This is a genomic window from Pseudomonas sp. MEJ086 (assembly GCF_030209025.1).
Classification (GTDB): Bacteria; Pseudomonadota; Gammaproteobacteria; order Pseudomonadales; family Pseudomonadaceae; genus Aquipseudomonas; species Aquipseudomonas fulva_A.
On record NZ_JARVSV010000033.1, the window covers coordinates 35,248 to 59,120 of the forward strand.

Annotated in this window: 19 protein-coding genes; 8 read left to right on the forward strand and 11 right to left on the reverse strand. The window is 64.0% G+C overall.

The genetic code is table 11. From position 1 onward, the window contains the following. Window positions 1-3 precede the first annotated feature (3 nt). The 7 genes from QRN22_RS20820 (at window position 4) to trmA (ending at window position 9,956) form a co-directional block, all read left to right on the forward strand. The gene (locus tag QRN22_RS20820) at window positions 4-489 is read left to right on the forward strand and encodes a response regulator (protein WP_042556789.1); all 486 of its coding nucleotides are present in this window, start codon (window positions 4-6) and stop codon (window positions 487-489) included. 62 nt (window positions 490-551) lie between these two features. Continuing rightward, window positions 552-2,942: a PAS domain-containing hybrid sensor histidine kinase/response regulator gene (locus tag QRN22_RS20825; RefSeq protein ID WP_042556788.1), complete on the forward strand. Its 2,391-nt coding sequence runs from the start codon at window positions 552-554 to the stop codon at window positions 2,940-2,942. Window positions 2,943-3,058: 116 nt separating this feature from the next. Next, window positions 3,059-5,170: an ATP-binding protein gene (locus QRN22_RS20830; protein ID WP_042556787.1), complete on the forward strand. Its 2,112-nt coding sequence runs from the start codon at window positions 3,059-3,061 to the stop codon at window positions 5,168-5,170. A gap of 200 nt (window positions 5,171-5,370) precedes the next feature. Next, the gene (locus QRN22_RS20835; RefSeq protein ID WP_042556786.1) at window positions 5,371-5,664 is read left to right on the forward strand and encodes a hypothetical protein; all 294 of its coding nucleotides are present in this window, start codon (window positions 5,371-5,373) and stop codon (window positions 5,662-5,664) included. Between the two features lie 136 nt (window positions 5,665-5,800). Next, window positions 5,801-7,048 carry an MFS transporter gene (locus QRN22_RS20840; RefSeq protein ID WP_042556785.1) on the forward strand — a complete coding sequence of 416 codons (1,248 nt, stop codon included), beginning with the start codon at window positions 5,801-5,803 and terminating at the stop codon, window positions 7,046-7,048. A gap of 282 nt (window positions 7,049-7,330) precedes the next feature. Continuing rightward, complete coding sequence (locus QRN22_RS20845) at window positions 7,331-8,620, forward strand: NCS2 family permease (RefSeq protein WP_042556784.1); 1,290 nt, start codon at window positions 7,331-7,333, stop codon at window positions 8,618-8,620. 238 nt (window positions 8,621-8,858) lie between these two features. After that, on the forward strand, window positions 8,859-9,956 hold the full coding sequence (trmA, locus tag QRN22_RS20850; RefSeq protein WP_042556783.1) for a tRNA (uridine(54)-C5)-methyltransferase TrmA: 1,098 nt from the start codon (window positions 8,859-8,861) through the stop codon (window positions 9,954-9,956). 162 nt (window positions 9,957-10,118) lie between these two features. Here the strand turns inward: trmA and QRN22_RS20855 are convergent, their stop codons facing one another. Further along, on the reverse strand, window positions 10,119-13,499 hold the full coding sequence (locus QRN22_RS20855; protein ID WP_042556782.1) for a hypothetical protein: 3,381 nt from the start codon (window positions 13,497-13,499) through the stop codon (window positions 10,119-10,121). A 704-nt stretch (window positions 13,500-14,203) separates the two neighbouring features. Here QRN22_RS20855 and QRN22_RS20860 point away from each other — a divergent pair. After that, entirely contained in the window at window positions 14,204-15,934 is a 1,731-nt protein-coding gene (locus QRN22_RS20860; RefSeq protein WP_052493879.1) for an ATP-binding protein, read from the forward strand. 345 nt (window positions 15,935-16,279) lie between these two features. Here QRN22_RS20860 and QRN22_RS20865 read toward each other — a convergent pair whose 3' ends face one another. From QRN22_RS20865 to sctJ, 10 genes are read right to left on the reverse strand one after another with little or no spacing between them, the layout of a single operon-like run. Continuing rightward, the gene (locus QRN22_RS20865; protein WP_042556781.1) at window positions 16,280-17,335 is read right to left on the reverse strand and encodes an EscU/YscU/HrcU family type III secretion system export apparatus switch protein; all 1,056 of its coding nucleotides are present in this window, start codon (window positions 17,333-17,335) and stop codon (window positions 16,280-16,282) included. After that, complete coding sequence (gene sctT / locus QRN22_RS20870; RefSeq protein WP_042556780.1) at window positions 17,335-18,153, reverse strand: type III secretion system export apparatus subunit SctT; 819 nt, start codon at window positions 18,151-18,153, stop codon at window positions 17,335-17,337. Before sctT ends, QRN22_RS20865 begins: the two co-directional genes overlap by 1 nt. Window positions 18,154-18,156: 3 nt before the next feature. Next, window positions 18,157-18,426: an EscS/YscS/HrcS family type III secretion system export apparatus protein gene (locus QRN22_RS20875; RefSeq protein WP_042556779.1), complete on the reverse strand. Its 270-nt coding sequence runs from the start codon at window positions 18,424-18,426 to the stop codon at window positions 18,157-18,159. Window positions 18,427-18,429: 3 nt separating this feature from the next. Further along, window positions 18,430-19,089: a type III secretion system export apparatus subunit SctR gene (sctR, locus tag QRN22_RS20880; protein WP_042556778.1), complete on the reverse strand. Its 660-nt coding sequence runs from the start codon at window positions 19,087-19,089 to the stop codon at window positions 18,430-18,432. Continuing rightward, on the reverse strand, window positions 19,086-20,096 hold the full coding sequence (gene sctQ, locus QRN22_RS20885; protein ID WP_042556777.1) for a type III secretion system cytoplasmic ring protein SctQ: 1,011 nt from the start codon (window positions 20,094-20,096) through the stop codon (window positions 19,086-19,088). Before sctQ ends, sctR begins: the two co-directional genes overlap by 4 nt. Then, window positions 20,093-20,572 carry a hypothetical protein gene (locus QRN22_RS20890; protein ID WP_042556776.1) on the reverse strand — a complete coding sequence of 160 codons (480 nt, stop codon included), beginning with the start codon at window positions 20,570-20,572 and terminating at the stop codon, window positions 20,093-20,095. The genes sctQ and QRN22_RS20890 overlap by 4 nt, the downstream gene beginning before the upstream one ends. Continuing rightward, entirely contained in the window at window positions 20,569-21,891 is a 1,323-nt protein-coding gene (locus QRN22_RS20895) for a FliI/YscN family ATPase (RefSeq protein ID WP_042556775.1), read from the reverse strand. The genes QRN22_RS20890 and QRN22_RS20895 overlap by 4 nt, the downstream gene beginning before the upstream one ends. Beyond that, on the reverse strand, window positions 21,888-22,472 hold the full coding sequence (gene sctL, locus QRN22_RS20900) for a type III secretion system stator protein SctL (protein ID WP_042556774.1): 585 nt from the start codon (window positions 22,470-22,472) through the stop codon (window positions 21,888-21,890). Before sctL ends, QRN22_RS20895 begins: the two co-directional genes overlap by 4 nt. Next, complete coding sequence (locus QRN22_RS20905; protein WP_052493878.1) at window positions 22,469-23,095, reverse strand: hypothetical protein; 627 nt, start codon at window positions 23,093-23,095, stop codon at window positions 22,469-22,471. The genes sctL and QRN22_RS20905 overlap by 4 nt, the downstream gene beginning before the upstream one ends. Further along, complete coding sequence (gene sctJ, locus QRN22_RS20910; protein WP_042556773.1) at window positions 23,092-23,871, reverse strand: type III secretion system inner membrane ring lipoprotein SctJ; 780 nt, start codon at window positions 23,869-23,871, stop codon at window positions 23,092-23,094. The genes QRN22_RS20905 and sctJ overlap by 4 nt, the downstream gene beginning before the upstream one ends. Between the last annotated feature and the right edge of the window lie 2 nt (window positions 23,872-23,873).

Below are 23,873 nucleotides of genomic sequence, written 5' to 3' on the forward strand. Positions count from 1 at the left end.
TGAATGCTCAAACCGATTTTGTTGGTCGAAGACAACCCCCACGATCTGGAACTGACGCTGATCGCGCTGGAGCGTAGTCAACTGGCCAATGACGTGATCGTCATGCGTGACGGCGCCGAGGCGCTGGATTATCTGTTTCGTCGCGGCGCCCATGCCGACCGCCTGCCCGGCAATCCGGCGATCATGATGCTCGACCTCAAGCTGCCCAAGGTGGACGGCTTGCAAGTGCTGGAGACGGTTCGCGAATCGTCTGAATTGCGCAGCATTCCCATCGTCATGCTCACCTCCTCGCGTGAAGGCCCTGACTTGCAGCGTGCCTACGAATTGAACGTGAACGCTTACGTGGTCAAGCCGGTCGAATTCAAGGCCTTCGTGTCTGCGATTTCCGATCTCGGTGTATTCTGGGCGGTGCTCAACGAGCCGCCTCCTGGCTCGCTGCGTCTGCACCGACGCAGTTCAGAGACCGAGTCGGAATCCGACGGCGACTGACGATCAATACGCTTTCGCTTGAAGCGCGGGCCTACTCCAGACAGTAACTGACGACCCATTCCATGCCGCTCGAGCCCCTGAAACTGCTGTTCATCGAAGACAGTCCGCGTGATGCGGAACTGGCCCTGCTAGCGCTGGAACGCAATGGACTGTTGGTCGACAGCACTCTGGTCTATGACCATCAGGCGGCCGAACTCGCACTGCAGAAAGACAGCTTCGACCTGATTCTTTCCGACTACCTGCTGCCGGGATCGTCAGGGGCTCAGGCACTGGAAGTGGCGCGCCGCCTGGCACCACAAACGCCCTTCATTTTCCTGTCCGGTATGTTCGGTGAAGAACACGCCGTGGAGATGATGCGCCTCGGTGCCGTCGATTACGTGCTCAAGCAGAATCTGCCATTCCTGCCCAAGGCCATCGACCGGGCCATGGCCGAGGTCAACGAGCGCCATGAACGCAGGCGCGTTGAAGATACCCTGCAAGCGGTCGAAGCCCGCGCCCGAATGGCCATTGGTGCAGCACGCATGGGCATGTGGGATTACGTGCCAGCGACCGACAGCATGATCTGGGACGAACGCTGCAGGGCGCTCTATGAGCTGGATGCGGACGATGACGTCGGCATGGCGGTCTTCTACGAGCGCTGCCACCCCGATGATCGCCTGCAGTTGCGCAAACAGGTTGCCGAAGCGCTGTCCAAAGACACCGGCAACGAGTTCCAGGCCGAATTCCGCCTGCCCTTGAGCAATGGTAGCGAACGCTGGATTTCCGCCCGCGGTCAGGCTTTTTTCGACCAGGGCACCTGCACGCGCTTCCTCGGTGTGCTGCATGACATCACCGAACAGAAGCAGGCCAACGAAGCCCTGCTGCGCCTCAACGACATGCTCGGTGAGCGCGTCGAGAAGCGTACCCGCGAGCGTGACCGCAACTGGGAGCTGTCTCGTGACCTGCTCGCGGTGCTGCGCTTCGACATGCATCCCAGCGCGCTCAACCCGGCCTGGGAACAAACCCTCGGCTGGTCGCGTCAGGAACTGATCCAGGGGCCGCTCTGGGAGTTGGTGCATCCCGAAGACCTCACCGACACCCTGCAACAGATCGAGCAAGTGACCTCGGAGAACGTATCGGTACGCTTCGTCAACCGCGTGCGCCATGCCAATGGCGACTACCACTGGCTGTCCTGGATTCTGGTGCGCGACGACGACCTGCTCTACGCTGCGGTGCGCGACATCACCCATGAACGGGCGGTAGTGGAAGAGCTGGCCGCGACCAACCAGCAGTTGCGCGAACAGATCGCCGAACGCGAACGCGTCGAGGCGACCCTGCAACAGATGCAGCGCCTCGAGGCGGTCGGCCAGCTCACCGCCGGCGTTGCCCACGACTTCAACAACCTGCTGACGGTGGTGCTGACCAGCACCAGCTTCCTGATCCGCGACCTGGAAAAGGGCAACCTGGACAAGGCCCGCAACCGTCTGCAGAACATCACCGATGCCGGCGAGCGCGGCGCCAAGCTCACCGGCCAGTTGCTGGCCTTCTCGCGGCGCCAGCGCCTGGTGCCGGAAGCGGTCAACCTGGGCGAAACCGTGCTCGGCATGCTGGAACTGCTCAAGAGCACCCTGGGCGGCAGCGTACTGATCGAAACCACGACCGAACCCGGCCTGTGGCACGCACGGGTCGACCCGACGCAGATCGAACTGATCATCCTCAATCTGGCGATCAATGCCCGTGATGCCATGGTGATAGGCGGCACGCTGCGCCTGGGCACCAGCAACGAGGTCATCACCGAGACGCCACGCCGCCCGGAAGACCCGGAGCCCGGCGACTACGTGGTGCTGTCGGTCCAGGATTCCGGTAGCGGCATGAGCGAGGCGGTGCTGGCCAAAGCCTTCGAACCCTTCTTCACCACCAAGGAGATCGGCAAGGGCTCGGGTCTTGGCCTGGCCCAGGTGTTCGGTTTTGCCAAACAGTCGGGTGGGGGCGCCCGCATCCTCACGGAAATGGGCGTTGGCACCACGGTCAAGGTATACCTGCCGGGCCTGCGCAACGTCATACAGCCCGATGATGCCATCTCCAGCCAACCGCTACCGGTTGCCGAACATGGTGCACAACGGACGATTCTGCTCGTCGATGACGATCCACGCGTACGCGAAGTTACCGCACTGACGCTGGATGCCCTGGGCTATCAGGTACGCGAAGCGGAAAGCGGTGCGCAGGCCCTGAGCAAGCTCGACGGCGAAATCGACCTGCTGCTGGCAGATTTCGCCATGCCTGGCATGAACGGCGCCGAACTGGCGCAGATCGCTCGCCAGCGTTACCCGGCATTGCCGGTGGTGTTCGTTACCGGCTATGCCGAACTGGGCGGGCTTGACGCCGATGAAGCCTTCATCGTGCAGAAGCCTTATCGCAGCGAAGAACTGGCGGAAAAGCTCCAGTATGCCTTCGCCAGCTGCAAGTCCAGCTGAATACGCAGCCTGCGACTGGTGGCAAGCCCTTGCCATCGGTCACGGCGCAACGGCGCTCCATGCACGGGTGGCGCCGTTGCGCTAGCCTGTCCCGACCACTGCTCGCGACCTAGATCATGCCCTCAGAATCCTGCCTGTTTGCCGGCCAGTCCGGTGACACCGTCGATATCATCCGACGCTTCGATTGGGCCGCCACTTCGCTCGGCCCGATCAACCAGTGGCCGGACGTGCTGGTCAGCAGCACGCGCCTGATCCTCTCCTCGCCAACGCCCATTGTGCTGCTGTGCGGGCCGAGTGGCGTGCTGATCTACAACGACGCCTACGCGACCTTCGCGGGCCTGCGCCACCCGGAAATCTTCGGTGTGCCCGCCGAAGAGGCCTGGCCGGAGATCGCCGATTGGAACCGCCACGTGATCGCCACGGGCCTGGCGGGCAAATCGATATCCCAGGAAAACCTCTACCTGCCGCTGCGCCGCCCGGGCCTGCAGGACGATGCCTGGATGAACCTGTACTTCAACCCGCTGCTCGATGCCCAGGGCAACTCGCACGGCATGATGTGCATCGCGGTGGAAACCACCCAACAGATGGTCGCCACCCAGCAACGGGCCCAGGCCGAAGCCGAGTTGCGCACGGCCAACGAGCGTATCGAACTGGCGCTGAATGCCGGCGCAGTGCTTGGCACCTGGGTATGGGACGTTCCCAACGACAGCGTCAGCGGCGATGAGCGATTCGCCCGGGTCTTCTCCATCGACCCGCAGGAAGCCCGCCAGGGCATGAAGCTGGAACGCGTTACGCCGGCCATCCACCCGGACGACCGCTCCAGGGTTGAAGCCTTGATCGCGCGGACCATGCAGACGGGCGGCGACTACCGTGCCGAATACCGCCTGCTGCAGCCAGACGGCAGTTACCGCTGGACCGAAGCGAACGGCCACTGCGAACTGGCGGCGGATGGCACACCCCTGCGTTTCCCCGGCGTGCTGATCGATATCGAAAAGCACAAGCAGACCGAATTGGCCCTGCGCCAGTTGACCCAGAACCTCGAAGAGCGTGTCAGCGAAGCGGTGCTGCAGCGCACCCAGGCCGAGGAACTGCTGCGCCAGGCGCAGAAGATGGAAGCCATCGGTCAGCTCACGGGCGGTATCGCCCACGACTTCAACAACCTGCTGGCAGGTATTCTCGGCAGCCTGGAGCTGATCCAGCGCAAACTGCCGGCCGCTGAAAACCCGGTACTGATGAGGTTCGTCGAGGCTGCCATCGCCTCGGCCAACCGCGGCGCCTCACTGACCCACCGCCTGCTGGCCTTCGCCCGCCGTCAGTCGCTGGACATGCGTCCGGTGGAGGTCAATGCCCTGGTGCAGGCCATCAAGGAACTGCTGACCCGAACCCTGGGTGAGCAGATCAAACTGGAAATCCAGCTGGCCGAGGACCTGTGGCCGACCCGCAGCGATGGTCATCAACTGGAAAATGCGCTGATCAACCTGGCCATCAACGCCCGTGACGCCATGCCCGACGGCGGCACGCTGCGCGTCGAGACCCGCAATACGCAGCTCAGAGAGGCGGACGCGAAGAACCACCAGGTGCCCGCTGGCGACTACCTGCTGCTGGCGGTCAGCGACACCGGCTGCGGCATGTCCCAGGAGATCATTCGCCACGCCTTCGAGCCATTCTTCACCACCAAACCGATCGGCCAGGGCACCGGCCTGGGTCTGTCGATGGTCTATGGCTTCGTGAAGCAGACCGGCGGCTACCTGCAACTGGAAAGCCAGGTCGACCGCGGCACCACCCTGAACCTCTACCTGCCACGCCTGCACGTCGCGCCGGCCGAGCCAACCCACACCGCACCGCTGCCAGCGCCACGGGGCACCGGCGAGCGGATTCTGGTGGTGGAGGATGACAAGGTGGTGCGCATGCTGATCGTCGAGGTACTCGAAGAGCTCGGCTACCAGCTGATTCAGGCTGGCGACGCGCAGAGCGCTTTGAGCCTGCTCGAACAGCACTGGCCGCTCGACCTGCTGCTCACCGATGTCGGCCTGCCCGGCATGAACGGCCGTCAGCTCGCCGACGCCGCACGCTATCGACAGCCGAACCTCAAGGTGCTGTTCGCCACCGGCTACGCCGAGGGTGCCGAGGTGCGCGACGGCTACCTGAGCAGCGGCATGGAGATGATCGCCAAGCCGTTCTCGTTCGAGGCCTTGGCGAGCAAGATCAAGACGATGCTCGAGGGCTGATCTTCAGCACCAGGGCGCGGCGCCAGGCAATCGGGCCAATACGCCATCTGCAAACTCCGGGAACTCCACCACCGGCAGGCAGCCCAATATGCCAGCACGGCGGTTTTGTGGCCCCCTACCTGGTTGCCCCGTCGCAAGCGACGTCGGCAATCGCTCCCGGCCATTTCTGACCGTCTCCTCTGTTTTCCAGGAATCTGTCCATGCGCGTAGAAGGCTTTTTCGAATCCCTCGGTGAGGCGTTCGGTTCGTTCATCCGCTTCATCGTCGATGCCCTGAGCGGCGTGATCGCCCTGCTGGGTGGCGCGGTGGCGAGCTTCATCGATGGCATGTCCGGGGCGCTGGGCGTGACCCCGTCGCTGCTCAGCATCGGCGTGCTGCTGATCGGCCTGATCCTGCTCTACAGCGCCGTACGCTCGTTCATGCGCGGCTCGGTGATCGCCGGGCTGATCTGGCTGTTCCTCGGTTTGTGGCTACTCAGCGGTCTGATTCGCTAGAGCCTCGAAACATCCCGTCCTGGGCGGGGTGAACCTCGGCCAGCTGCCCCTCGTCGCGGCCTGAAGCTTCTTGCATCCAAATGTTACAGAGGACGTGCTAGTCTGGGCGGCCACCGTTAGCCGCCTAAGTATTCCAATGTCCGTTCATGGTCAGTTGCTGCTGCGTCATCACACGCCCTTCATTCGCTTCTGGCTGGCGCGGGTGTTCACCGCCAGCGGCTTTCAGATGCTCACCGTGGCCATCGGCTGGCAAATGTACAGCCTCACCGGCAACGTGCTCGATCTGGGCCTGGTCGGTTTGGTGGAGTTCCTGCCGAAGATCCTCTTCATCCTGCTGACCGGCCACGTCGCCGACCGTTTCGACCGTCGCAAGGTCGCGGCGCTGTGCCAGTGCGGCCAGGCTGCAGTCGCCATCACCCTGCTGATCGGCAGCAGCACGAGCAGCCTGACCCGCGAGATGATCTTCCTCATTGCCTTCATGATGGGCACGGCACGGGCCTTCGAGATGCCCACCACCCAGGCACTGCTGCCGAACATCGTGCCGCCCGGCCTGTTCCCTGCCGCCGTGGCCGCCTCCAGCTCGGCGATGCAGACCGCGACCATCGTCTCCCCCGCCCTCGGCGGCGTGCTCTACGCGGTGGCACCGGCCTGGGTATACGGCCCCGCGCTGGTGCTGTACATGATCGCCATGGCCCTGATGCTCAGCCTGCCGTCGCAGCAGAAGCCGCTGAAGCAGAAAATCTCGGTGGAATCGCTGCTGGCCGGCTTCCGCTTCATCCGCAGCCGCCCGGAAGTGTTCGGCGCCATCTCCATGGACATGTTCGCCGTGCTGCTCGGCGGCGCCACCGCGCTGCTGCCGGTGTTCGCCAAGGACATCCTGCTCACCGGCCCCTGGGGCCTCGGCCTGCTGCGGTCGGCGCCGGCCGTAGGTGCACTGCTGATGTCGATCTACCTGGCGCGCCATCCCATCGAGCGGCGGGTCGGCCCGGTGATTCTCGGTTCGGTGGCGATTTTCGGCGTGGCGACCATCGGTTTCGGGCTGTCCACCTCGCTGTGGTTCAGCCTGGCGACCCTGGTGCTGCTCGGCGCGGCGGATATGGTCAGCATGGTGATCCGCGGTGCCTTCGTGCAACTGCAAACGCCGGACGAGATGCGCGGCCGGGTTGGCGCGGTGAACAGCCTGTTCATCGGCGCCTCCAACCAGCTCGGCGACTTCCGCGCCGGCGTCAGCGCCGCCTGGTTCGGCACCGTACCGGCCGTGCTGATGGGCGGCGTCGGCGCCATCGCCATCAGCGTGTTGTGGATCAAACTGTTCCCGGCGCTGTCGAGCCGCGACCGTATCCATGATCCGCTGGTGGGTGACGAAAAACCGCAAGGGCGGTAGAACGGCAAGAGCGGCCGGCCGGTGATCATGGTGGGAGCGGGCGGGGACGCCCACTTTCGCGCGCATGGCGCGCTCCCACAGGCAGCGAGACCAACGGCCGGTATCACCACACGTTTGCCGCTACCAATGCCCGGACGAATCTGTCCGTTCGGGCATGATTCCAGCCTGCAAACGAACTGCTATGATGCCGCGCTTTCGAGAACCGGCAATCCTTGGCATGTGAAGTGCTTCGCCTGGGTTCTGCACCTATCAACACGCGTCCGCTGCCCCTCGGAGCCCCTCATGCTGGAAAGACTGTTCCAACTCAAAGCGCACAACACCAACGTGCGCACCGAAATACTCGCGGGGGTCACGACCTTCCTGACCATGGCCTACATCCTGTTCGTCAACCCGAGCATCCTCGGCGAAACGGGCATGGACAAGGGCGCGGTGTTCGTCGCCACCTGCCTGGCGGCCGCTTTCGGTTCCGCGGTGATGGGCCTGATCGCCAATTACCCGATCGCGCTGGCACCGGGCATGGGCCTCAACGCCTTCTTCACCTATACCGTGGTGATGGGCATGGGCCACACCTGGCAGGTCGCACTGGGTGCGGTGTTCCTGTCGGCGTGCCTGTTCTTTCTGCTGTCGATCTTCAAGATCCGCGAATGGATCATCAACAGCATTCCGCTGGAGCTGCGTTCCGCCATTGCCGCTGGCATCGGCCTGTTCCTGGCACTGATCGCCCTGCAGAACGCCGGCATCGTCGCCGCCAACCCGGCGACCATGGTCGGTCTCGGCGATCTGGGCTCGCCCGCGGCACTGCTGGCGATTCTCGGTTTCTTTCTGATCATCGGCATGGAGGCGCTGCGCATCACCGGCGCGGTGCTGATCAGCATCCTGGTGGTCACCGGGCTGAGCATTCTGCTCGGGGTCAGCGAGTTCGGCGGCCTGGTGTCGATGCCGCCCTCCCTGGCACCGACCTTCATGCAGCTGGATATTGCCGGGGCGCTGGATGTCGGCCTGATCAGCGTGATCTTCGCCTTCCTGTTCGTCGACCTGTTCGACAACTCCGGCACCCTGATCGCCGTGGCCAAGAAAGCCGGGCTGATGCGCAAGGACGGTCACCTGCCGAAGATGGGCCGCGCCCTGATCGCCGACAGCACTGCAGCCCTGGGCGGCTCGCTGCTGGGTACCTCGACCACCACCAGCTACATCGAATCGGCGGCTGGCGTCAGCGCTGGCGGGCGCACCGGGCTGACCGCCATCGTGGTCGCCATCCTGTTCCTGTTCGCCCTGTTCTTCGCTCCGCTGGCCGGCAGCGTGCCAGCCTTCGCCACCGCGCCAGCGCTGCTGTTCGTCGCCGTGCTGATGGCTTCCGGCATGGCCGAGATCGAATGGAGCGACATCACCGTGGCCGCCCCCGTGGTAGTCACCGCCCTGGCGATGCCACTGACCTACTCGATCGCTACCGGCATCGCCTTCGGCTTCATCACCTGGGTCGCCGCCAAGACCCTGGCCGGGCGTTTCCGTGAACTCAATGGCATGTTGGTGGCGCTGGCTATCTTCTGCGTGATCAAGCTGGCGTTGTTCTGAGATTTCGCCTCCGATCAGGCATTCGCTCATCGGTGGGCTGAAGCCCACCCTACGCCGCTCACTGCCACCCGATCGGTCATGTAGCTCCCACAGGTAATGCATCGATCGTTCCCACGCTCTGCGTGGGAACGCCTCCCCGGACGCTCCGCGTCACGCAGCGCAGATGATCGACGGTGACGGCACGCCGGCAACGGAATCGCTACAATGGCGCCCCGTTTTCCTGCCGTACGAGTGACCGATGAGCCGTCCCGCATTCGACCCCGCCGCCTACGACGCCCAACTCGCCGAGAAAAAGGCTCGCCTGGTGGAGCTGCTGGCGCCCTTCGCCGCCCCGGAGCCCGAGGTGTTCGAATCGCCGCGCGAGTACTACCGCCTGCGTACCGAATTCCGCCTGTGGCGCGAAGCCGGCAGCGAGAATCGTCACTACGCGATGTTCGAAGCCGGTGACAAGCACAGTCCGATCTTCTTCGAAGACTTCCCCATCGCCAGCCTGCGCATCAATGCGCTGATGCCGCGCCTCAAGGCCGCCTGGCAGGCCAGCCAGACGCTGGGCTTCAAGCTGTTCCAGGTGGAGTTCCTCACCACCCTGACCGGCGATGCGCTGATCACCCTCTGCTACCACCGCCCTCTGGACGATGCCTGGGAGGCTGCCGCCAAAGTGCTCGCCGACGAGCTGGATGTGAGCATCGTCGGCCGTTCGCGGGGCAAACGCATCGTGGTTGGACGCCCCTATGTGGAAGAACGACTGGACGTGGCTGGCCGTACCTTCCGCTACCGCCAGCCAGAGGGAGCCTTCACCCAGCCCAATGGCGAGGTGTGCCAGAAGATGCTGGGCTGGGCCTACGACGTACTCGGCGAACGCGAAGACGATCTGCTGGAACTGTATTGCGGCAACGGCAACTTCACCCTGCCGCTGGCTACCCGCGTGCGCAAGGTGCTGGCCACCGAGATCAGCAAGACGTCGGTCAATGCGGCACTGGCCAACCTGGCCGACAACGCGATCGACAACGTCACCCTGGTGCGACTCTCCGCCGAGGAGTTGACCGAAGCGCTCAACGAGGTTCGCCCGTTCCGTCGCCTGGCCGAGATCGACCTGAAGAGCTATGACTTCGGCAGCGTGTTCGTCGACCCACCCCGTGCCGGCATGGACACCGACACCTGCGAGCTGACCCGCCGCTTCGAGCGCATCCTGTACATCTCTTGCAACCCGGAAACCCTGGCGCAGAACATCGCCCAGTTGCACGACACCCACCGCATCGAGCGCTGCGCGCTGTTCGACCAGTTCCCCTATACCCACCACATGGAATCAGGGGTGCTGCTGGTTCGTCGTCGTTAAGGCGATAGCGGACCTTCGATTTGGTGGGCTAAAGCCCACCCTACAGCTGAATGGTGGGAGTAGAAGCTCGCTCCCACAGGTACTGCACCGATGACCTCTATCGCCTTGAAACAGCCATCTTAATGGCCCGCACGCTCCAGCGTGCGGGCCGTTAGCGCGTTATCAGCTGACCTGTTCCAGCCACTTGTCGACGTCCTTGCGGCTGATCTTGCCGTCGGCTTTGACGTTGTTGGGATGGAAACGGATGGTGTCGAGGAATTCGAAGAATTCCTTGTTATCCATCAGGAACTGCACGGCCTCGATGTCTTCCCTGGAGTTGTCGAAGCGGTCGTCGCCCTTGAGCAGCTTGTTGAAGTCCTTGTCGCTGACGATATCGTCGCTGCCTTGCCATTGCTCCCAGTTGTCGACGATGCGGTCGATCTTGTCCTTGTTCTCGCGATAGAACTCGGCGTCGAACTTGCCGCTGTAGGTCACCAGATCCGGCATGCTGTCGCGGAACCAGTCATTGCCGATACGCCCTTTCTCCTCGACCTTCTCGGTGAACGCCTTGAAGTGCTCGGGCTGGGCTTCCCACACCGGGATGTCCTCGGGGTACCAGGCGTCGAAACGGTCCTCGTACTTGCCCTCGTAGTACTTGTATTCGTAGCTCATGTGAACAAGATAATTGAGCTTGTCGCCCCACTCCTTCTCGAGCACGCCATCCTTGTCCAGTTCGCGGAAGTAGTCGCGCACCTTCTCGACCGTCTCTTCGCTTTTCTTCAGTGCAACCACCCCACCGATAATGGCGCCGATGAAGCCGAGCACGGCCCCCACACCTCCGGCAGCGGCAGCGACGACACCGGCAACGGCCCCTGAGCCAACGCCAATGGCGGCGGCAAGCCCGGCGCCGCCCATGACCAGGCCGGCCGTACCGCCAACCAGTTGCAGACTCTTGGCCGCGAACTCCTCGGGCGTGCCGCCTTCCTTGCGCAGCTTGTCGATGCCCATGCCACCGAGTACCAGGTCGAGCACCCCGCCAGCTACATCGGCGATACCGCCAACGGTCGACAACGCACCACCGACCCAACGTAAGCGGTCGGCCTCCGGAATGTCCTTCGTATTCGGATTGCTGCTGCCAATGTTGGTGATGTTCTTTTTCACCTCTTCCTGCTGCTCGGCAGGCAATTGCTCGATGATGTCTTCGATCGCTGGGCGAGAATCGCGCGTATGGGCGTCGAAGTCCTTCCAGAAAGATTCCGGCGTGAACTTGTCGCCAAAATCGATTTCCGGCAATTTATCGAGTTTTTTCTGGATTTCCTTGAGCTCAATGGCCTCCGATTCGGGGGCATCCTTCGGCTTGAAATGCTTGTCCCAGACGGTTTCTTTGAGGCTCTTGCCGAGCCCGAGAGAATCGGCGGCTCCCGGTTTGCGGAACAGCTCTTCATACGCGCCGGTGACCATGGTGGCCATTGGCGAGATCATGCTGATGGTGGTGACGAAGTTCTTCGCCGCCTCGATGCGCTCGGCCGGTGTCTCGCCGAAATTCAGGCCGCCATCGGCGAGTTTGTAGATACCCGCGACCATCGAGATCAGCCCGGCGCTGGAGCTCAGCACGCCCGTCTTGCCGAGCTTCCCGAGCACGCCGGCGGCACCGTCGCGTTCGGCCAGCGGCACCTTCTCGACAGCCTTTTCGATTTTCTCGGCAGTGATGGCGCCGGACTGCCCGGAAGGATCGGCGATGCTCGCCTTGGCGCTGTCCTTGAGCAATTGGGTCAGCGGCCCGCGGGAGCTCTCCACCGAGGTGACGAGCTTCTGCTCCTCGGCATTCAACTCGGGCTTGGCCTGGCCGCTCTCCTTGCCGCCGCCAAAGAAGTAGTTGTAGATATCGGTACCGCGTTTGGTCCCCAGCACCGACGTCATCAGGGTGGTCAGCAGGGTGGACACCATGTCGCTGGTGGCCTTGTCGATGTTCTCTTCGCCGACCCCCTCCAGGCCGTCCTTGTACAGTTCGTTGAGCTGTTCGATGGGAATACCGAACTTGTATTCGGTGTCGATCTGCGCTGCCAGTTCGGGATCCAGAAGGCTCAGCGACTGCATGTCCGATGAATAGCGGGCTGCCGCACCTTCGGGGTTGTCCTTCGCCAGCGCTTCCATGGCCTTCTTGTACTCGGGATCGCGCAAGCTGTCGGCCAACTTGTCCTTGAAGCCGTCCTTGTCCTCGACCTTGTCGATGGCCTCCTTGAGCAGGCGGTCGTTGTCGGCGGCGATGTCCGGGTCGGTCATCAACGCCAGCAGCTCTTCGCCCAGCTTGCCCTCGTCGACCAGGCCGCGCATTTCAGCCGCGCTCATTTCCTTGGGGTCCTTGCCATAGCTGGTGTTGGTGGTGCCGGCGAAGGCGCCATCCTCGGTGACATAAGGCAGGAACTGGAAACCGCCGTTGAGCATGGCCCGCGCCTCCAGCAGGCGCAGATACTTGGCTTCCTTGGAGTCGTCCGGCTTGTCCTTGTATTGCTCCTTGAGCTTCTCGTAATACAGCTCGCCGACGGTTTTCGGCTTGCCATCCTTTTTCTCGCTGGTCTCGGCCAGCATCAGGTCGGTGTCCTTGGCCGGTGGTAGATCGCGATCCTCGAAGGCCTTGTCCACGGCCCCCTGCTGCTTCTCTACCTGAGAACCTTCCAGATTGGCGAAGTGCTCGGGGGTGACACTTTCGATGACGATGAACTTGCCACGCCGGGGCGTTTCGACGGCGAGTACGCCAGGAGCCAGGGACTCCACCTTGGTATCGTCGGTGAGCACTGGAATGTCGTCCCGGGCGCTCATCACCTTGTAGCCTTCGTCGTCGATCTTGTTCTCGATCTTGTCACGTACCTCGGCGAGCTCCTTCACCCTCTTGTAGGCCTCGGGGGATACCTCCTTGGATACCGCGTACTTCTTGCCATCTGCGGTGGTGAAGAGTGCGGTGTCGTTCGCGCCATAGGCACCGCTGTCGTCGACGGTCAGTTGAAAGCCGTTGCCGGGGTGATACACCGAGGCACTCATGTCCATGTAGCCGTCTTCGATGAAGCGCAGATCGCCCAGCTCGGGAATCTGCTCGCCCGAGGTGACCACTTCGAAACCGCCGGCTTCGCGCTGGCCCAGCCAGATTTCGTGCTCGTCGGACAGCCCTTTCTCCGTCCAGGCCGGGGGACCCTTGACGTCGCCAGCGTCCATCTTTTCTTTGGCGACCTCATGCAGGCGCGGATTGACGCCAGCGTGCACCAGCACCTGATCGCCATTTTTCATGGTCACCAGCAGCAGGTCGTCCCATAACATCAGGCGATGGCCGCTGGAAGACAGCCATTCGCTCTCGACGTTGGCGATGTCTTCTTCCTTCCACTGGTGGTTGCTCTCGGCCAACGGCGGCTTGCCATCCAGGTAGGGGCCACGGTGCTCCTTGTAAGCCTCGATGCCTTCCTTATCGAGCTGCCCGCCCTTGTTCTGCGCCTCGCGCAGCTTGTCATCGAAATCACTGTCACCGGTTTGCCCGGTCACTCGTTCTGGTCGTGTTGTATCGATGGTGCTCATCGGCGTCTGCGCTCCAGCTCGATAAGTGGACAAGGTCGCAAAACCGGATGGCGATCCTTGTGCAAAAGAGAGTGCCTGTGGCACTTGTTGAACGGCGCAGAGCTGTGCGTGACGACTCGCGAAATGACGAAAACGAGAACGGCGCACGCAAAAAGTCAGGACCTGCGGCTCCCTCATTCAAGCAATCGTCACATTGATGTAACAACCTGATCGCGACGGATTTCGCAGCTTTTCACAGCACCACATGGCCCTTAACAGGATGCAGGGGCGGCGCTGAACGGACTGTCAGGAGTACCGCGACATGCCAGCTCATTCGTGCTCGATCGACCTCGCCGCGGACGGATTTCCGAACGCGTTTTCGGCCGTTATCCGATTTCCCGAACGCACGCTCATTGGTGAACCGTACCGGCCATTCACAATCAATCAGTTAGCGACCATCGCGTCACGCCTCGGCGCGGCACGTAAATTGCGATGAGTACTCCTGCCTCTGATCGACACCGTGTTGTAGCGATGCGGTGATATACAAAAACAAACGACGTTTGGGGGGATTTCTTCTTGCCTATTCAAACTGCCGCACTGGCACGTTTCATCTGCACCCGTCTCGTCGGGCCGCCACACGAGCCGATCCCGAGCATGACTGGGTGCGTTTGCGCGCAACCGTCGCCAGTGCGTACAACAACCATAATCCTCGAGGGACTATAGGCATGTATTCGACCACTCTCGGCACCACCACGCCGACCGAGACGCCTTATGACCATGCACCATTCAGCAGCGAAGGCGCCTTGCGGTTCGGCGCCTTCATCCTCTATCCACGCCAGCATCTGCTACTGAAGAACGGCGAGCCCGTCAGCCTCGGCAGCCGTGCGCTGGACCTGCTCATCGCGATGGCCTCGCGCTCGGGTGAGCTGCTGGAGAAAGCCGAACTGATCGCCTGTGCATGGCCGAAGGTCATCGTCGAAGAGTGCAACCTGCGCGCGCAGATCGTCGCACTGCGCCGGGTACTCGGTGAAGATGAAAGTGGCTTCGAATACATCGTCACCGTCCCAGGTCGCGGCTACCGCTTCGTGGCCCGTACCGAGCGTTATGAAGCGTCCAGCGAGCCTGCCGTGGCAGAGCGCCTGCAGTCGCTGCCCAGCCTGATCAGCCGGCCACTTGGCCGCGATACGGTGCTGCAGCGCCTGAGCGAGCAATTGTTGCAGACTCGACTGATCTCCCTGGTCGGCCCGGGCGGCATCGGCAAGAGCACCGTAGCCCTGGCGCTGGGAAATCAACTCGCCGGCGAGATGTCCCACGGTACCTGCTTCGTCGACCTCAGCGAAATCGATGACGACAGCCGTATCCCCCACGCCCTTGCCGAAGCACTGGGTCTGCAGGCGGGCAGCGACCCTCTGCGTGACGTGGTGCAACACCTGCAGCAACGCCGCCAGTTGCTGATTCTCGATAACTGCGAACAGGCTCTGGATGGCACCGCTCTGGTGGTGGAAACCCTGCTCAAGTGGACCCCCGACTGCGCCATTCTCACCACCAGCCGCGAGCCATTGCGCACTGCGGGCGAGCACGTCGAACGCCTGCTGCCCCTGCAACTGCCGGCGGCCTGTGAACACCCGAACGGCGAGCAGGCGCTGGCCTACCCGGCCATCGAATTGTTCGTCGACCGGGTGCAGGCCAGCGACACCGCCTTCACCCTCAACGACGGCAACGTGGCGGACGTGATCAGCATCTGCCGCAAGCTCGACGGCATTCCTCTGGACATCGAAATCGCCGCGACCCGCGCCAGCGCCTTCGGTCTGGCGCAGCTCGCCGAGCTGCTGGACGGTGAATTCCGCCTGCAGATGGAAGGTCGCCGTACCGCCCCGCCGCGTCATCGCTCGCTGCGCGCCACACTGGATTGGTCGTACCGGACGCTGGCACCTGCCGAGCAGGCGATGCTGCGCCTGGTGGCGATCTTCAACGGCACCTTCACCCTCAATGCAGTGCGCGCCATCGTCGAGGGCGACGAATTGCTATCGGGCGATCCGCTGCCGTTGATCGAAAGTCTGGTGGACAAGTCCCTGCTGATCGCTCACCGCGACGACACCCTGAAGTTCTACCAGATGCCCAAGACCGAGCGTCTCTATGCCCTGGAAAAACTCGACCAGACCGGCAACACCCAACGGATCGTCGCCCGCCACGCCGCCTATGCGCTGGCCGTGGTGAAGAAAGCCGCGAGCCAACTGGAAACCGTGGTGCCGGAAGCCTGGAAGAACCTCTACGGCGCGGAAAGCGACACCATCCGCTCGGCCCTGACCTGGGCCTGCTCCACCGACGGCAACCAGTCGCTGGGCCTGGAACTGACTCTGGCGGCACTCGGCCTTGGCCCCTACAGGGATCGCTCGTCGCGGCCTCGCGTGGAGCAGCAGCAACATCAGCCGGCAGAACGGCGGAGGGCTGGTTGAGCGACAGTGCGCTATAAGCATTCGGGACGGCTGGCGAGGGGATCAGTTGGTGGGCTGAAGCCCACCCTACAACCAGCCCCTGCGTAGGATGGGCCTCAGTCCACCAACCCGAATGCAACGGTGGACAAAAAGAGCGTTGTCCACCCTACGGCCTGACATCGGGGATGCCTTTTGATGCCGAATTAGCGCTTGCGAGGTAATAGGCGAGACGGTATCTACAACCAGCAACCCGTAGGGTGGGCTTCAGCCCACCAGGGCGAATATCGATGGATCCCACGCGGAGCGTCGGGAACCATCTGATCTACAGACCCACAACGAATCCGGCTGCAACGTCACGCCTGGCCGTCAGATCAATCGCGCCGCGACCAGCGCATCGGCCACCGGTTGGAAGGTATTGGCCGGGATCGGCTCGCCCTTCACCGCACGCTTGGCGATCTCGGCAGCCAGCTTGGCGTCGGCGCTGCATGGCAAGCCCAGGCTCGCCGACTGGGCCAGCAAGGCTTTCGCGTCCTGGGCCGAGGCGATGCACACCAGCACCGGCACCGGTGTCTCGCCACGAACGTAGCGCACGCCTACCAACCAGCCGTCTTCGCTGCCGATCATCAGCGTGGCATGAGCGATACCTACCTTGCGGCTGCTCAGGGCCTGCATCTCGCGGCGCTGACGCTGACGTTCGCGCTTGATCAGTGGATCACCGTCCATGTCCTTGCGCTCGCGTTTCTGTTCGCTGCGGGTCATGCGCATTTCACGCTGGAACAGCCAGCGTTGCAGCAGCACGTCGACGACGCCGATGACCAGGTAAGTGACGATGACCGTGGCCACCAGCGGCTTGAGCAACAGGAAGAACACCGATTCGATGCACCCGGCGCCGCAGCGCGACGATTCCATCAATGCCTGCAAGGCGATACGCCCGACCACGTAAAAGGCGATCGACAGCACCAGCACCTTGAACAGGCTCTTGAGAAACTCGATGACGTTGCGCATCGAGAAGATGCGCTTGGCCCCTTCGACCGGGTTGATACGCGCGATATCCGGCTTGATCGGCTCGCCGGAGAACAGCACGCCGCGCATGGTCACGATATTGGTGAGCACCACGCACAGCACGGTTACCCCGAGGATCGGCAAGGCGGTACGCAGCAACACCTGCTGAGCGCTTTCCAGCAAGCGCGGCCAGACCGTGGCGAAGGGCTCGACGTAGATGGTCGCGGCCAAGTCGAGCAAACCCCGCACCCGTGACTCGGCGACCCCGGCAAGAAAGGCGATGCATACCGTACAGCCAAGCAGTACCGCAGCCGAGACCATGTCCTGGCTCTTCGAGACCTGGCCCTTCTGGCGGGCCTCGCGCAGCTTCTTGTCGGAGGCCGGCTGGGATTTTTCCTCGCTGCCGCTGTTACCCGCCACTAAGGCTCACCTGCGCCGGAGAGCGTCTTGAGCACCTCGACGGTACCGCGGAACTCGGCCAACTGCTCGAGCATCAGCGGGATCAGGAAGCCGCAGTAGAGCACCATCAGGAAGGTGAAGATCAGGTTCTTCACCGATAGCGAGAGATCGAAGATATTCATCTGCGGCGCCATGCGCGACAGGTAAGCGAGCATCATGTCGGCCACCAGCAGGGCGATGATCAGCGGCGCCACCATCAGCACGCCGATGCGCATCACCTGGTCGAGAATGGCCAGCACCGCCTCCAGCGCCGAGCTGGCGATGACCGGGGTGAACGCGGTGACGGGCCATAGCTGGTAGCTGTGGTAGAAGCCGTCGACCATCAGAATGAAGCCACCGGACATGAAGAACAGGGTGATCAGCGTGACGCTGAGCAGGGTCGCGGTAACCCCCGACTCGCCGGCGCCGGAGGGATCCACCAGCTGTGCCATGGTCGAGCCGCGCTGCAGGTCGACCAGCTCGCCCGCCACCTCGGCGGCCCAGAACGGAATGCCGAACAGCAGCCCCACGGTCACCCCGATGAGGAACTCCTTGACCATCAGACCGGCGAGAAAGAAGCTGCCGTAATCCTCCAGTGCGGTCAGCGCGGAGAAGGCCGGCAGGAACATCGGCGCGGAGATCGCTACCGCCACGCAACTGCGGATCATCCCGGTCAGCCCCAGGCGGTTGAATGCCGGGGTGATGAACACCAGACCCAGCGCTCTGCAGACCGCGAGGGCCGCCGCACTGATCACCGGGTAGGCGATCTCGGCGATGCCCAGGCCGATGTCGGCATCCATGCCCTAGCGTGTCCAGGCGGGGAAATTGTCCAGCACATGGCTCGCCAGCGCCGCCACCTGGGTCGCCAGCAACGGGCCGATCAGCACCAGCACCAGCAGCACCGCCACCAGCTTCACCGCCTGTGGCAGGGTCTGGTCCTGGATCTGCGTCAGCGCCTGCAACAGGCCAACCCCCAGGCCGATGAGGATGGCCACGCCGAGCGCGGGTGCGCTGAGCAGCAGCACGGTCATCAGCGCCTGCTTCATCAACGAGAGAAATACGTCCTGGCCCATGCTTCACCCTCCTCCGTAACTGAGGATCAGGCCGTGCATCAGCCGTGACCAGCCGCTGACGGCGACGAACAGAAAGATCTTCAAGGGGATCGAGATCAGCGTCGGCGACACCATCATCATGCCCATGGCCATCAGCACGTTGGCCACCAGCAGGTCGATCACCAGAAACGGAATGTAGAGCAGAAAGCCAATCTCGAAGGCACGGGTCAGCTCGGAACTGACGAAGGCCGGAATCAGCACCACCAGATCATCGTCGCGCAGATCGGCGCGAGCTTCCTCGGACCACACCGTCTCCGTGGCCTGCACGAAGAACGCCCGTTCGGACGGGTTGGCAAAACGTGACAGGTGAGTCTGCAAGGGAGCATGCAGGGCGTCCCCGAGCTCGCGCAGTTCCTCGGCGTTCTGCAAGCTGATCGAGCGGCCTTCCACCTCGCGGTACATTTCGCCGATCAGCGGCGTGGTCACGTACACGGCGAGAATCAGGGCGATACCGTAGAGCACCAGGTTCGGCGGCGTCTGCTGCACGCCCAGGGCGTTACGAATCAGGAACAGCACCACGGAGATTTTCAGAAAGCCGGTCAGGGTCACCACCGCCAGGGGAATCAGACCGATCGTGGTGACGACCAGAATGATTTCCAGCAGGTTCGGTTGGTAATCCGTCATAGGCTGGCGAACCGGGTCAGGCGCACACCGAGCCCATCACCGATGGCGACCAGCTCGCCGCGCCCCACGCAGCGCCCATTGACCATCAGCTCGACCCGCTGCGCATCGCCATCCGGCAGGGCCAGCACACTGCCCTCGCCCAGTGCACGCAGTTGCCCCAGCGGTAGCTCCAGGCTGCCGATCTGACAGATCACCGTCAGCGGCACATCGTCCAGTTGCGCATCATCGGCGTCTTGCCCCATGGCGTTCTCCGTATTCGGGTTGATCGGTTGCAAGGCTTCGAGCAGTTCCAGACCGGACTGCTGGCGTTTGAAACGGGCCTGCCGATGGCCATTGGCGAGTACCAGCAGACCATCTGCACCCGGCGGACAATCGAGCATCAGCACATCGCCCGGCTGCAGGCTGCGCAGTTCGGCCAGGCTCAGGGTCTGCCAACCGCGCTGCAGCGCCAGGCCCAGCTGCAACCCGGGCAGAGCACGGCGCGCCGGCTGCAAATGGCGATCCAGCAAACCGGCCACCGCTTCGCCCACAGCAGCGCTCAGCCCCAAGCCAAGAACGCCGCCCCGCGCGCCCGCGATACTCAGTTGCAGGGTCAGCATGAAATCCCATGGCTGCGCCTCGGCATCCAGCGTCAGCGTCTCGCCCAGTTCCTGTTCCAGCGCTTCGATCCAGGGCAACAGCGCCTGTTCGAGCAGCACGCTCTGCAGGGGCTGCGGCAGGCTGTGAAAATCCCGCTGCAGATCGAGGGGTGCCAGCAGGTGTGCGAGCAGGGGCGCATCCAGATGCACTTGCAGCGCTGCGTCGCCAAGCCGTGCAGGCAGCACGATGGCCGCGTCCAATGCTGCTGGCTGGCCGTTGACGGCGACCTCGAGCCGCTCGCCAGCCGCGTGCCCCTGCCAGGGCTGGCGGCGCCGCAACAGACGATTGTGCAGCGCCTGCCGGGCGACATCGAGCTGCGGCAGCGACGGTAGCAGAGGCGCGGGCAGCGACGACTGATGGCAATTCATCGACGTGTGGCTCCATGGGGACGGTCTTCGGCCAGGCTTTCCTCGACCGCCTCGGCGGCCCGCTGCTGAATGCGGTAATGGCGTTGCAACAAGGGCTCCAGTGCCTCGCATTGCAACTGGCGTCGCAACCAGAGCTGGTGAGCCTGATCACGACTGGCCTGTACTTCGGCCAAGTGCCGAGACGCCTCGCTGGCCTGCTCCGCGAGATGCCCGCGCTGCGCCTCCAGCGCGTCGAGCAGGTCCAGGGCGCTGCGGTACTGCCCCACCGGCAGCGCACCTTCGCTGAGCAGGGTCTGCAGCTGCATGGCTTCCTGTTCGAGCAACGTCAGTGCCTCGCGAACCTCGGCTTGCGCTGCGGCCAGCCGCTGGGCAGCCTCCTGGCAACGCACGCGCCAGCTGGCCAGTTGCGCCTCGGCACGACGCTCGCGCAGGCGACGCAGCTCGTCCAGTTGCTGCACGGCGTGGGCGCTGCTCATGCCAGCACCTTGCGCAGCGCGCGCAGCGTGTCGTCGAGGCTGCTCGGTTCGGCGGCATCCTGGCGCAGGAACCGTTCGATGGCAGCCTGCCGGGCGATGGCCTCGTCGGCCAGCGGATCGCTGCCGGGCACGTAGTCCCCCGTACGCACCAACAGTTCGATATCGGCATGCCGCGCCATCAGTGCACGCAGGTGAGCGGCGAGCTGCCGCTGCTCGGGCTCGACCACGCGATCCATCAGGCGGCTGCGGCTCTGCAGCACATCGATGGCCGGAAAATGGTTGCGTTGGGCCAACTCGGCACTGAGCACCAGATGACCATCGAGAATCGAGCGCACTTCCTCGGCTACCGGGTCGAGGGACGCATCGCCTTCGGTGAGCACCGTATACAGCGCCGTGATGCTCCCGGTGGCTGCGGGCCCGGAGCGTTCCAGCAGGCGTGGCAGGGCGGAAAACAGTGACGGTGGGTAGCCACGGCGGGTCGGCGGCTCGCCGATGGCCAGGCCGATCTCGCGCTGGGCACGGGCGAAGCGGGTCAGGCTGTCGAGCAGCAATAGCACATGGCGGCCCTGATCACGGTGGTACTCGGCGTGGGCGGTAGCCACCAGGGCGGCCTTGACCCGCTCGGTGGCCGGGCGATCCGAGGTAGCGACCACCGCGACGGTGCGGGCACGGGCCTCTGCCCCCAGATGGACGTCGAGCAGCTCGCGCACTTCACGTCCACGCTCGCCGATCAGGCCAATGACGATCACCTCAGCCTCGCTGCGCCGTACGATGCTCGCCAGCAGCGACGACTTGCCCACGCCGGGCTCGCCGAAAATCCCCATGCGCTGGCCGCGGGCGACCGTGAGCAGGCCATCGATGGCACGGATACCGAGCGGCATCGGCTGTTCGATCAATTGCCGGGAAAACGGCGCAGGCGGCTCGGCCTGCAACGGATAGCGCACCAGGCCACTGGCTGGCGGGCCGCCATCGAGGCAGTCGCCCAGCGGCCCGATCACCCGGCCAAGCAGCGCGTCGCCCACCAGCACGCTCTGGTTCTCGCCCGTGGCGACGATTTCGGTTCGGGTCGACAGGCCTTCCAGAGAACCGACCGGCGAGAGAATCGCCTCATCGCCTTCGAACCCCACCACCTCGGCAGTCAGCACGCGGCCACTGGCTGGATCGCTGAGACGGCACAGTTCGCCGATGCCGACGTCCGGTACGCTGGCCTGGATCAGGGTGCCGCGGATACTGCGGATTCGCCCGCGCAACGGCCGCGGTTGGGCATCGTCCAGGCGGGCGCTGAGGGTTGGCAACAGGTCGTTCAGGGGCGCATTCATGCACCGCCCTCCAGCACGCCGGGCAACAGCGCCTGGCGCACCCCCTGCAGCTGGGTATGCAAATCCAGCTCGACACTGGCCAGGGGGCTGCTCAGACGGGCATGGCCAGCGGCGAGGCCATCAGCCGCCTCCACCTGCAGACGCTCGCCGAGATCGGCCAGTTGCCCGCGCACCGCGTCGAGCTGATCGGGGCGGACGTGCAGACGCAGCCGCTGCCCCTCACGGAACGCCGACAATGCCCGGCGCGTGCACAGTGCCAGACGCGTACCGTCATCCAGTTCACCGATCACCTGGCGGGCGATACCCAGGGCCAGATCGGTCATCTGCGCTTCCAGCCCGGCCAGGTAGTCATCGACCTGCAGCGCCGTGCGCGCAAGCAGCTCCGCGGCCTCGCGTTGCCCCTCGGCACGCCCGGCCGCCAGGCCCTCGTCTCGCGCCTGATCGCGCAGTCGCTGCATGTCGTCGCGGGTTCTTGTGGCTTCGTCGCGGGCCGCCTGCAGAAAGGCGTAGCCGTCGATCCATTGGGCGGCCTGTTCGCCACGCAGAATGCGCTGGCCCGGTTTGCTTGGCAGGCCACTCATGCCGCACCCCGCTCTTCGCGGGAGGTCAGGGCACCGGCCACCTGGCGTACCCGCTGGATGTCATCGGCGCTGCCTGTCGACAGCGGCGCAGCCAGCCCGAAGCGCAGGCGCAGCCAGGCCTGCAGCGGGGCCGGCTGGGCGCCCAGCCAGGCATCCACGCAGCGCTGACCCTCCTGGTCGATGGCGGCGAGCAGCGCATCGCCCGCGAGGATCGCCGGCTTGCCGACTGGCGGCTCGCGCCAGCTCACGGCCAGGTCGTAGGTATCGTCACCAAGCTGCTCGCGCAACGTCTGTACCAGCGGACCGCGAATTTCCCGCGCCAGAGAGGCGGCATGCTGGCAGGCGCCACAGGTCGGGGCGAGACGGGCGAACCGCTGCCGGGACAGCAGCACCACAGGCAGGTCGTCATCGGCGATCTGGCCGACGCTCGCCAGTGGCTCGAGCCCGTAATAGGACGCGAGCAAGCCGCCAATGCGCCTCTCGAAGCGCGGCTGTGTGGCCAGATCGGTCACCCGCTCGCGGGACACCGCGCCAAGCAGCGCGGCCTCCAGGCAGTCCTCGGCGACGAACTGCATCGGTCGAGCCAGCAGCGCGCGCCAGGCGTCGCGCAACGCCTGGCTCACTCGCTTTCCCTCAGTACGTAGGTACCCTGACCCTGGCGCTCGCGCCACAGGTACCAGGCGATGGCCCCGGCCATGCCGAGCACCAGGAGCAGCCCGGCGAAGAACAGGGTGCGTGCCCGCGACACGCTTTCATCGAGCATCCAGATGCCCAGGAAGGAACTCAGCGGCGGCCGGGCATCGTCACGCAGATTGCGCATCGCCGCCTTGATCGCGGTGACCGAAACGCCGTCGTAGTTCAGCCCGGAAATGCTGTTGGCAACCAGGGTCTTGATTTGCGGAATCAACTGATCGACATCGGTATCCGGCTCATAGCGGATCAGCACCGATGCCGAAGACGGCGAGATCACCCGCTTGAGCAGGTCGTTGTCGGGCAGCACCACGTGCACGCGCGCCGACAGCACGCCATCGATCTGCGACACGGTGTGCGACAACTCCTCGCTGAGGGCGTAAACCATCTGCGCCCGCTCCTGCACCGGTGAGGACACCAGGCCGTTGTTCTTGAACACCTCGCCCATGTTGGAAAATTGCTGCTGCGGCAGGCCGGCCTCGTCGAGCAGGGCCACGGCATCGGAGAGCCGCTCCTGGGGCACGCTGACGGTGATGCGGCCATCCTCCTGCACCTGGCGCTGGGCGGCGATGCCCTCACGCAGTAGGGCAGCGACCATGCTGTTGGCTTCACGCTCGCCCAGGTTGCTGTACAGCACCATGCCGTCACAGGCCTGCAACAGCAGCGTCAACAGCAATAGCGCGACCAGCCGAAAGGGATGCCCGCGCATGG